Below are 9,400 nucleotides of genomic sequence, written 5' to 3'. Positions count from 1 at the left end.
CCCTGAAAGTCAAAAATTCCTTGTGCTGATTCTCTTAGCAATTCATATTGTTTAGAGGAATCTAATTCTAAATATGATAATTTAATTGGAAGTAAAATATTATACATGAAAACAGTCTTTTCATCATCTATTATTGTATCGTATTGGTCAAATTGAATGTCGCCTTCAATGTACTCATTAATAGCAGATTCTGAAATTATGGATGTAATTTCACTCTTTTTTTCTTCGGTACCTTCTTTTAAAAGTTCTTCATTACTCTTACACCCACATAATGCGAGTGATGTAAATATGACTAAAAATAAAAGTAAATATTTCTTCACCTTTTAAACATCTCCTCATTTATAATAGGAATATTTTAACTCACTTCCATTTACCCAATACATTTTCAATGTTTTTTGGTTTTTTACCTTTCTTCAACTAAGCTGCTTCGTGAGTGAAGTATGCATCTCTTCAAAATGTGAATAAAGAAATAGATACTCAAAAATACAAAGTTCAATTGTGTTCACAAATCGGGAAAACGAGGGTCTGTCCCCCAAGATGCTAAAGTATTAGCGCGGTGGGGGACAGACCCTCATATTGAAAAAGTTCCTACTAAAACAGTATAAGGAGTTGTTTTAAGTGGGATACAAGCAATTTGATGAAACGGTGAACCAAAGATTCTTGAGAGTTTCAACTCGTAAGAATATTAGGTCGCAGACGCGTTCTCCAAAACGAGGGTCTGTCCCCCAAGGTGCTAAAGTTATTAGCGCGGTGGGGGACAGACCCTGAAATTAAAAGTATTGTCAGTAACAGGAGGAGCAATAAAACGTTTATTGCTTCCTCGATAAAAATATAGAGTTATAAGTTGAGAGACTTAAGTAAAGTATCTTACTTTCATCATTCGCTATAACTAATTTCACCATTCGTAGGATTAAATGAAATTTGAGGGTCAAGCGGCGTAATAATTCCGTCTTTAGCTTGTGTCATGAACATCGAGGTTAATCCATAGTGGTTATCCTCTGAAAACGTTACACCCGCATGGATCGACCCATCCCAATTATCAAAGGTATAAAAAGTCTTAAGGAAGTTTTCCCAAGTTAGATCATCGCCAGCTCTCTTTATCCCTTCAACTAATACTTGTGCCGAACCCCATCCTAATTGTGATACTCCGCCTACAGGGTCATTAGGAAAGTCTTTACTGAATCGTTCGACATATAATTGGATTTTTTCGTTATCTGGTGCAGCCTCTGGCATTGGATAAGTGGCACCCGAATAAGTTCCCTCCCATACATCTTTTCCTGCAAGGTTGAATAAATTGTTATCATTTGCACCAACTGAAGAAACGATATAGTTAACATCCACTAATCCAATTTTGTGCATCGCTTTTTTCAAATTGGCAGCAGGCGCCGGAGTAGCCATATTTAAGATCGTGTCAGGTTTTGCCTCTTTTAACTTTTGGGCCTGTGAGCTAAATTCCGTATCGGATGATAGAAAATTCACTTCTTCAACCAGTTCCACATCAGGATAATTTTTAATCGCCTCTTTTAAGACCCCATAGCCTTCCTTCCCAAAGTCATCATTTTGATAGGCTAAAGCAATCTTTTTAGCACCAAGTTTATTGACGGCAAAATCGAGGAATACTTTAGCCTCCACTCCATAATTTAGCATATCTGTTCCCAGCTGATTTGGGAGTGGCGGATCAACAAAAACCTTTGCTCCAGAGCCTCCAAATATGACCGGAATTCCCTTTTCATCTATGTAGTCTTTTACGGCCAGGCTAGTGGCTGTCCCTACATTTGCCGTCATCGCAAACACTTCATCCTCTTCCACAAGACGTTTCACTAATTGCACCGTTTTTGCAGGCTGGTATTGATCATCATATGCCACCAGCTTCAATTGTCTTCCGTTCACTCCACCATTTTCATTCACATAATTAAAATAGGATTCAATTCCCTTCCGGATTAAGTCGTAGATAGCTACTGGTCCCGTTTGCGGACCAATATGTCCAATTAAAATCTGATCGTCTGTCACTCCTTGTGCAAGCCCAGAGCTGTTGTTCGAACTCTCTGACGAAGAATCAGAATTTGACTTCTCCCCGCTACAAGCAGCTAAAATCATGGAAAAGCTGACTAATAATGCAAGAAAACTTGTTTTGAATTTCAAGCGTATTCCCCCTTTGTTATTTATATAATAATTACAATATTCTGATATTCTGTAAACTATAGCTGTTTTCCTTCTTTTATTCTCATGTGATCACTTTTCGACAAAACCTATCATTTTTTCTGTGGAACGATAGGCAGTACACCCCAGAAACAGCTCTTAATATTCCTATAAAACGAGGGTCTGTCCCCCAATGTGCTAAAGTAATAGCGCGATGGGAACAACAGACCCTGAAATTCAAAGAGCTCAAAGAGCACGAAGTATGATTTATAAATGTAAAAAGAGCCAAAATACGCAAGGAATGCATACAAACCTGCATATTATTGACTCTTTATTATTATGTTAAAGCACCAGTTAATGGAATAGAAAGATGATTTTAAATATCCTTGGTTTAAAGTTTAGCCAAATGTTCTTTCTCTAACTCTTGTATATCTTTTTTTAAAATCTCGATGTTGTAATGAATCAAATCATATTTATCAATATTTCCTTTTAAATATTCCCGTAGTTCTTGTTCATTTTTGGTTTCATCCATTCCAATCCAGATCGTAGGGTCTGTATCACCTATTTCAAAACTGAATAAACCAAATTCATCCCATGCATCCTGAAGGACAGATGCGATCCGATCAACTCGTGCTTCTTTACTATCACTTACAGTTACATCATCTTTATTAATAAAAATATTAATCATTGAAACAACGATAGCACCTACTATTAAGCCAGAAATAAACTTTTTCATTTCGTTCCCTCCCTTTCAATCTATCTTACCAAATAAATCCATTTATTTTGTTTAACAATGTTATCACAATAACCTCAACAAAAATAATCGATAATATTTCTTGGACTATCACCCGTTAGTACAATAATATATTGAATTAATTTAGATAATATCTAGTATTTTAGTGTCGATGCCCATATTAAAAGATAAGTGGGAGCAATAAAACAAATAACCAAAAGAGTGAGCGAGATTATAAGAGGTAGACTAGAATCGATTCCGACTGAATATCTTAGTAATGCTTCGTTAGCTAGTATAAAGGATATAAAACTAAGATTTTGAATCAGTATCATTACTTTTCCAGTTCTTGAAAATTGAATTTCTTTATTTGCTTCCGTTAAATTGATATAGTTCAAATTTTCTTTCCTTTTAACTAATAAACCAATAAGGAGCCAAGTGAAAATACCCAAAATAGGCATTATATACAGGATGTATTTCGGACCCCAGTTATCTGGAGTGTCGTTAGTAAAGTGTATTGCGATACGTTCGGGAATATCTGCCCAAAGGTAGAATAACTTAAAAATATGGTAGCAAAGGATAGAAATTGAGATTATAACAAGAGTTACTTTATAATGTTTCATTGAAATTGCCTGTTCCTTCAGAAATAAATAGTATTAAACCAGATAAAATCATGAGAACATAATAACCTATTTTGGCACTTTGGGTTTCAATATGTCTATCTAATTCATCCTTCTCGCCACCAGCTTCATGATGACCCCAATTCAGCCAATTAAAAAAATAGCTTAAAGCTAGAAAACTAAAGAATATACCAGCTGCATCTATAGTTCCAAACCTAACCCATTTGTATAAAGTAAATCCTACAATTGATAGAAAAACAATAAAAACTAAAATTCCGATCATCCTTTTGGTTTTATTCATGCCTTTTTCCCCCATTCTCAGAAATAAATAACTCTTCCATAGCGACTCCCAAGGTCCTTGCGATATCAAAAGCTAACTGCAAACTTGGGTCATATTTGTTATTTTCAATCGCATTAATTGTTTGTCTACTTACATTACATTTTTCTGCCAATTTCCCTTGTGAAAGACTGTTTTTTTCTCTGTACTCCTTAATTCTATTTTCCATTTCATATGCCCCCACATTTACAAGGTGTAAAAAACCTTTTACATTTATATAATAAAATAAGGCAAATGATGTGTCAAACATATTTGACACATCATTTGCCTTGAACGTCCACCTGTCACTTCTTTGTTTCTTGTACTAACCTACTCCTTTAACGCAATAGGGCTGCCGCATCCGAGAGCCTTGTTCCATTCTCGTACCCGTTCAAGTACAATTCTTCACAATAGAATTGTACTGCGCAGCAAATAACTTTGTCTTACAGGAGTACATCTAATTTACTTGGCATTAACTAACTTTCCAATTCGCTGTTTGCCTTTTTCAGTTACCGCACTTTTCTAGTCATCTTCTTATTTTTATTAACGGATTTGAAACGCAATACTGACCAATCCTCATCAATAGCTAAATATCCGTGTTGAACATTCGCATCCGTGGCCATCCTACTAAGAGTAATCCAAACAAATACTATTACTATTCTTTTCATGAACTATTACCACTTCTGGACTATTCTTCCGAAATGATAATCCCTTATTCCACTAACTAGTTAGCGAAAGAAGCGACTGCTCTATTGAACAATCGCTCCCGTTGAATAAGGATGAAGCATTACTATATAAGTAAAATCAACTTAATCTAGACACGATAATGTTTAACGCTGTCCAAGATGATGTAATGATTCACTGTCCCTCTGTCCATATTCTGTATAAATTAATTGTTTTTACAGACACTATTAAAAACGGTTGAAGGATATGTTACGAATGACAGATCGTCATAATAATGATAACTTCCCAGGTTATGAAAAAATTAAATCCATTCTTAATGAATCACCCGATTTGATGTGTCGAAAACTTGAAGTTGGACAAGTGGGGATTCATATTATTTTCATGAAGAATTTAATTAAGCCAGAGATTCTAAATGAATTTGTCATTAAATACATTGAAGAACTTTCTGTAGAATACTTACATTACACCTATTTAATGAAAAACATACCTATAGAAGAAATAAAGGTAAATTTAGAAGAACAAGAGGTAATCTCTTCCCTATTAAATGGATTTGCTTATATTTATTTTTTAGATGAGAAAAAGGCAATCATTGTGAATTGCGCAAATCCCATTGAACGATCTATTGAGAAAGCAGAAACAGAATCGTTAGTATATGGACCTAAAATTTCGTTCACTGAATCATTAACTTCTAACGTTAAGATAATCAGACAAAATCTAAATGATTATAATTTGTGCACAGATGAAATAAAGATTGGGGAACGCGTTCAAAAGAAAGTAAGAATTGTATATATAAAAGATATTGCAAACGATGACACTCTTCAGACACTTAAGGAAAGGTTTGAACAGTTAAAAACGGATAATATAAGTGACAGTTCCGTTTTGGCTCAATGCCTAGAAGATAATCATTACTCTTTATTTCCACAATTTATATTAACAGAGCTGCCCGATAGATTCATCTACTCGATTTTAAACGGGCGAATTGGTGTTTTTATAGATGGTAGTCCTGTAGGGATTATAGGTCCTGCTAATTTTTTCTCATTTTTCGAATCAACAGAAGATATCTATTTGAGATGGTCTTTAAGTACATTTATTCGTTTTATCCGATTATTTGCTATGGTAGGTTCTATTTTTTTAACAGCCATTTATGTGGCTGCCATGACTTATCATTTTGAACTCATACCATCTAAATTGTTATTTATCATTGGACAATCACGTTCACAAGTTCCTTTTCCGCCCTTATTAGAAGCACTCTTACTAGAATTGTTAATTGAGTTACTTAGAGAAGCTGGTGCCCGCCTTCCTTCAAAAGTAGGACAAACAATGGGAATTGTAGGGGGTATTGTCATTGGCCAAGCAACGGTTGAGGCAGGGTTAACTAGCAATATTTTAATTATCATTGTTGCATTTAGTGCATTAGGGGCATTTTCGGCTCCTATTTATGAAATGGGTACCGCTGTCAGAATTGCTAGATTTCCAATCATTATTTTAGCAGGTGTTTGGGGGTTAAATGGAATCATTTTCGGTATATGTATTCTAATGGTTCACTTGTTAAAATTAACTTCTTTAAATAAACCTTATCTTGCACCTCTATATCCGCTAAGAATGAAAGATTTGCAATATTTTTTAATACGCCTCCCCCACCATTTTTATATGAGGCGGCCGTTAGTAAATCGACCAAAAGACTCCATTCGCCTAAAGGAGCGATTAAGAAATATAACAGATTTAGATGAATTTTGAGGTGCAAAATGAAATCAAATATACGTTTTGTTAACGCCTTTATGGCGTTTTATATCATACACACTTCGCAAATTGGTATGGGAATTCTTGGAGTTCCAAGAATTATGTATCTAGAATCAAAAAAAGATGCTTGGATATCCATTTTACTATCTGGTTTATTCGTTAGCTTGATTACATGGTTAATGATTTCTATCCTAAAAAAAAATGAAGGTGATACTCTTTTTGAAATTCATGAACATATATTCGGACGCTTGATTGGTAGTATTTTCAACTTCCTTATTGTCATTTACTTTATTGCCGTAAATTATTCGATCACCATTAGTTATGTCGAGTTGTCACTAACATGGGGATATGAAGGTGTCTATGAATGGGTCGGAGTATTTGCTTTATTAATATTATCCATTTATGCTGTATCCGGCGGATTTAGAGTAGTGACCGGTGTTTGTTTCTTATCCTTTTTATTGACTATATGGCTGCTATTTGTTGTGTACCAACCACTTCAAACCATAAACCTAACTAGGATTTTACCTATTATGACGACAACTCCTTCAGAAATTATGAAAGGAGTTTTCAAGAGCAGTTATACAATGTTAGGTTTCGAGACGTTACTTTTTATTTTTCCATTTATAAAGGAGAAAAATAAACTACAGCTGTTTAGTCAAATAGCTGTCTGGTTTACAACCATTCTTGTTTTAATAACAACTGTTGTTTCTATTTTATTTTTTAGCGCGAAAGAATTAGAGAAGAATGTATGGCCTGTTGTCAGCATGATTAGCACGGTCCATTTTCCATTTATTGAGCGCTTTGAATTTGTTGCGGTTCCATTATGGATTTTAGTTATTTTCCCAAACCTATGTATCACTCTATATATTTCTTCCAAGGGTATTAAACAGATTTTTTATATAAAACAGAAATATGGAATATGGCTCATCTCCATTATCCTTTTTATCTGCAGTTTTTTAATTACTAAAAGAGTAGATAATAATTATTTTTTTGATCAAATTGGCAAAATAGGATTTTTCCTGTGGTTTATCTATCCGATTTTCTTGTATGGAATAACCATTATAAAATCAAAAATCAATACTCGATCCAGACGGAGTTGAAATAATGAAAAAAAAAATTGTTATTCTTGTGTGTTCTCTTCTTTGTACTGCATGTATGGCCCCTGAAAAAATAATAGAAATGCAAGGGATTTCAACGATTATTGGTTTTGACTTGCTTGATGACAATACATACAAAGGCACTATCAGTTTGTTACAATTTGACCGAAAAGAAGAAAAGACAAGTGTAACTCTTTCTGCTGAGGGAACGACTAGTAAACAAATCAGACAAAAACTAGAGGAACAGACAAGCCATGACATTACGTCTGGTCAATTAAGGACCATACTGTTTAATAAAAATATGGCAGAAACAGGAATTTCTTCTTTTCTGGATACCATGCAACGAGACAGCATTATCAGTTCTTTAATCTTTTTGGCCATTACTGATAATGCTGAGGAGACGATTAACAATACAAACTATGAAGAATATCCCGAAATGGGATCCTATATCTACCAACTATTGGATAAACACGAAAAAAAAGAAATGTTAGTCAACTCCAACTTACATGATTTTATAACCACACTAAATGAAATTGGTATCGATCCTACCCTACCCATGATAAAAAATTCAAATGGGGTAGCACCATTTATAGATGGTGTTGCATTATTCAAAGAAGATAAAATTGTTGGATCTATTTCGTTGATAAACACCCTTTACATAAAATTATTCACAAATAATAAGGCATTTTTAGGTGATATAACTTTAGAAATTGCTGCTGAAGAACTAGAGAAAAGGGGTATTGCCCAACCTCTTCCTAAAAGTGATATTTATAAGATTACACTTCATCCAATAAAGTACAAAGGAAACATTGAAATAAAGAACGAAGAATTGGTTCATTTAAATGCAACGATTTCCGTTTCAACATTAGAATTTCAACCATATACTTCTTTGAAAAATAAAGATTCACTAAACAAAATGGAGCTACTAATTGGTGAAGCCCTAAACAATAAATTTGGACATATACTTGAGGAATTAAAAAATTTAAATACGGATCCCATAGGTATCGGAAGAAAAATAAGAAGCATTAGAAAATATTCCCATTTAACTGATGGGGATTTAAGACAAATATATCCAGCACTAAAGATAAAACCAAATATAAAGGTGGAAATTAAGCGAACTGGATCAGTTGACTAACATGTTTTTAGGAACAAAATCGCTTAAGCAACTTAACCACGACCCATGTATTGATATTACACTGGGTCTTTTTTCTTGCTTGTCGCATGGTGCCATTGAAAAAGGACAGGCTACCTCCACTTCATCAACCCGCAGGAACATGGCATAATCTAACGAACATAGGTAATAAACCTATAAAATTATACTCCATTTATGCACCACCTCAACATCCACATGGTACTGTTCATGAGACAAAGTCAATTGGCATGGCTTCAGAAAATCACTATTAAATAATTTTTGACTGATAACCCTAACACAAAGAAGTATTCCATTCCCATCGGTTTAGTGTATCCATGCTCCTATAGTTGGTAAACCAATCGTTTGGGGCAATATTACAGTTAACAGGGTAATTGTTACGGTTAATTTTGGTAATGCACCTATTCCAAATCTTGGGATGAAAACACCAAACAAATAAGATTTGATTCACATTATCATATTTTCTGGAAACTACTTATCCATCTCAGTATATTCGATTTTAAAAAGAATCCAACAGGGGGCAAGGTACCACTAATTATGGGATATCCAGTAAGAGCTCTATCGGTTGTAGCAATCATGTTCCGTATTCGCCTGCTTGAAAGAAGGAGGTTTCGAAAGCCTCCCATTTAAATAAAATGTCGAATTCTGAGTCAGCTACAGCAGAAAAATGTAAGATTTTTGGTTTAAATGGAAGAAGTGTAAAACGAACCTCCCTTTTTGTTTTTCGATACATCTCCAACTTTAAATTTCCTTTCACAAAACAAACTAATTACAAAATCATTTGGAGTGTCTCATGAGAAAATGTCCAACTAAACAATTCCTCGTATTCCAAACGTATACTTACTACATAGTTCGTACATGTTAAGGGAAAAACTAAGGAGGAATTTTAGTTGGAGTGGTTTTTTTTTCTATACCTGTTAAATA

At 34.2% G+C, this 9,400-nt stretch carries 9 protein-coding genes and 1 pseudogene; 4 read left to right on the top strand and 6 right to left on the bottom strand.

Features of this window, described 5'->3' with window-relative positions; genetic code table 11:
- The 6 genes from CZ487_RS26930 to CZ487_RS12325 form a co-directional block, all read right to left on the bottom strand.
- On the bottom strand, positions 1 to 320 hold a 320-nt coding region (locus tag CZ487_RS26930; RefSeq protein ID WP_161949635.1), incomplete at its 3' end, for a hypothetical protein.
- Between the two features lie 556 nt (positions 321 to 876).
- Positions 877 to 2,142, bottom strand: coding sequence for an ABC transporter substrate-binding protein (locus tag CZ487_RS12345; RefSeq protein ID WP_077212451.1), 1,266 nt, complete (start codon positions 2,140 to 2,142; stop codon positions 877 to 879).
- Between the two features lie 388 nt (positions 2,143 to 2,530).
- Positions 2,531 to 2,875 carry a YolC/YozM family protein gene (locus tag CZ487_RS12340; protein ID WP_077212450.1) on the bottom strand — a complete coding sequence of 115 codons (345 nt, stop codon included), beginning with the start codon at positions 2,873 to 2,875 and terminating at the stop codon, positions 2,531 to 2,533.
- Between the two features lie 152 nt (positions 2,876 to 3,027).
- Positions 3,028 to 3,492: a DUF1648 domain-containing protein gene (locus CZ487_RS28000; protein ID WP_077212449.1), complete on the bottom strand. Its 465-nt coding sequence runs from the start codon at positions 3,490 to 3,492 to the stop codon at positions 3,028 to 3,030.
- Complete coding sequence (locus CZ487_RS12330) at positions 3,479 to 3,790, bottom strand: hypothetical protein (RefSeq protein ID WP_077212448.1); 312 nt, start codon at positions 3,788 to 3,790, stop codon at positions 3,479 to 3,481. Before CZ487_RS12330 ends, CZ487_RS28000 begins: the two co-directional genes overlap by 14 nt.
- A complete protein-coding gene (locus tag CZ487_RS12325) occupies positions 3,783 to 3,995 on the bottom strand; it encodes a helix-turn-helix transcriptional regulator (protein ID WP_077215298.1) in 213 nt (70 codons plus the stop codon). The genes CZ487_RS12330 and CZ487_RS12325 overlap by 8 nt, the downstream gene beginning before the upstream one ends.
- Positions 3,996 to 4,744: 749 nt before the next feature.
- Between CZ487_RS12325 and CZ487_RS12320 the strand changes: the two genes are divergently transcribed.
- From CZ487_RS12320 to CZ487_RS27875, 4 genes and pseudogenes are all read left to right on the top strand, one after another.
- Positions 4,745 to 6,226: a spore germination protein gene (locus CZ487_RS12320; RefSeq protein ID WP_084783245.1), complete on the top strand. Its 1,482-nt coding sequence runs from the start codon at positions 4,745 to 4,747 to the stop codon at positions 6,224 to 6,226.
- A gap of 8 nt (positions 6,227 to 6,234) precedes the next feature.
- A complete protein-coding gene (locus tag CZ487_RS12315; protein ID WP_077212446.1) occupies positions 6,235 to 7,329 on the top strand; it encodes a GerAB/ArcD/ProY family transporter in 1,095 nt (364 codons plus the stop codon).
- Between the two features lie 4 nt (positions 7,330 to 7,333).
- Positions 7,334 to 8,461, top strand: coding sequence for a Ger(x)C family spore germination protein (locus tag CZ487_RS12310; protein ID WP_077212445.1), 1,128 nt, complete (start codon positions 7,334 to 7,336; stop codon positions 8,459 to 8,461).
- Between the two features lie 128 nt (positions 8,462 to 8,589).
- Positions 8,590 to 8,730, top strand: a pseudogene (locus CZ487_RS27875) (cupin domain-containing protein); the annotation flags it as partial.
- Between the last annotated feature and the right edge of the window lie 670 nt (positions 8,731 to 9,400).

Source organism: Robertmurraya dakarensis (assembly GCF_900156875.1).
Classification (GTDB): Bacteria; Bacillota; Bacilli; order Bacillales; family Cytobacillaceae; genus Robertmurraya; species Robertmurraya dakarensis.
Note: the sequence above shows the minus strand (reverse complement) of the source record. Positions and strands in the feature narration are given on the sequence as shown.

Excerpts from the sequence above, each read along its gene's own strand:
- CZ487_RS12325 (WP_077215298.1), bottom strand. The coding sequence starts at position 3,995 with ATGGAAAATAGAATTAAGGAGTACAGAGAAAAAAACAGTCTTTCACAA.
- CZ487_RS12330 (WP_077212448.1), bottom strand. The coding sequence starts at position 3,790 with ATGAATAAAACCAAAAGGATGATCGGAATTTTAGTTTTTATTGTTTTT.
- CZ487_RS12315 (WP_077212446.1), top strand. The coding sequence starts at position 6,235 with ATGAAATCAAATATACGTTTTGTTAACGCCTTTATGGCGTTTTATATC.
- CZ487_RS12310 (WP_077212445.1), top strand. The coding sequence starts at position 7,334 with ATGAAAAAAAAAATTGTTATTCTTGTGTGTTCTCTTCTTTGTACTGCA.
- CZ487_RS12320 (WP_084783245.1), top strand. The coding sequence starts at position 4,745 with ATGACAGATCGTCATAATAATGATAACTTCCCAGGTTATGAAAAAATT.
- CZ487_RS12340 (WP_077212450.1), bottom strand. The coding sequence starts at position 2,875 with ATGAAAAAGTTTATTTCTGGCTTAATAGTAGGTGCTATCGTTGTTTCA.
- CZ487_RS28000 (WP_077212449.1), bottom strand. The coding sequence starts at position 3,492 with ATGAAACATTATAAAGTAACTCTTGTTATAATCTCAATTTCTATCCTT.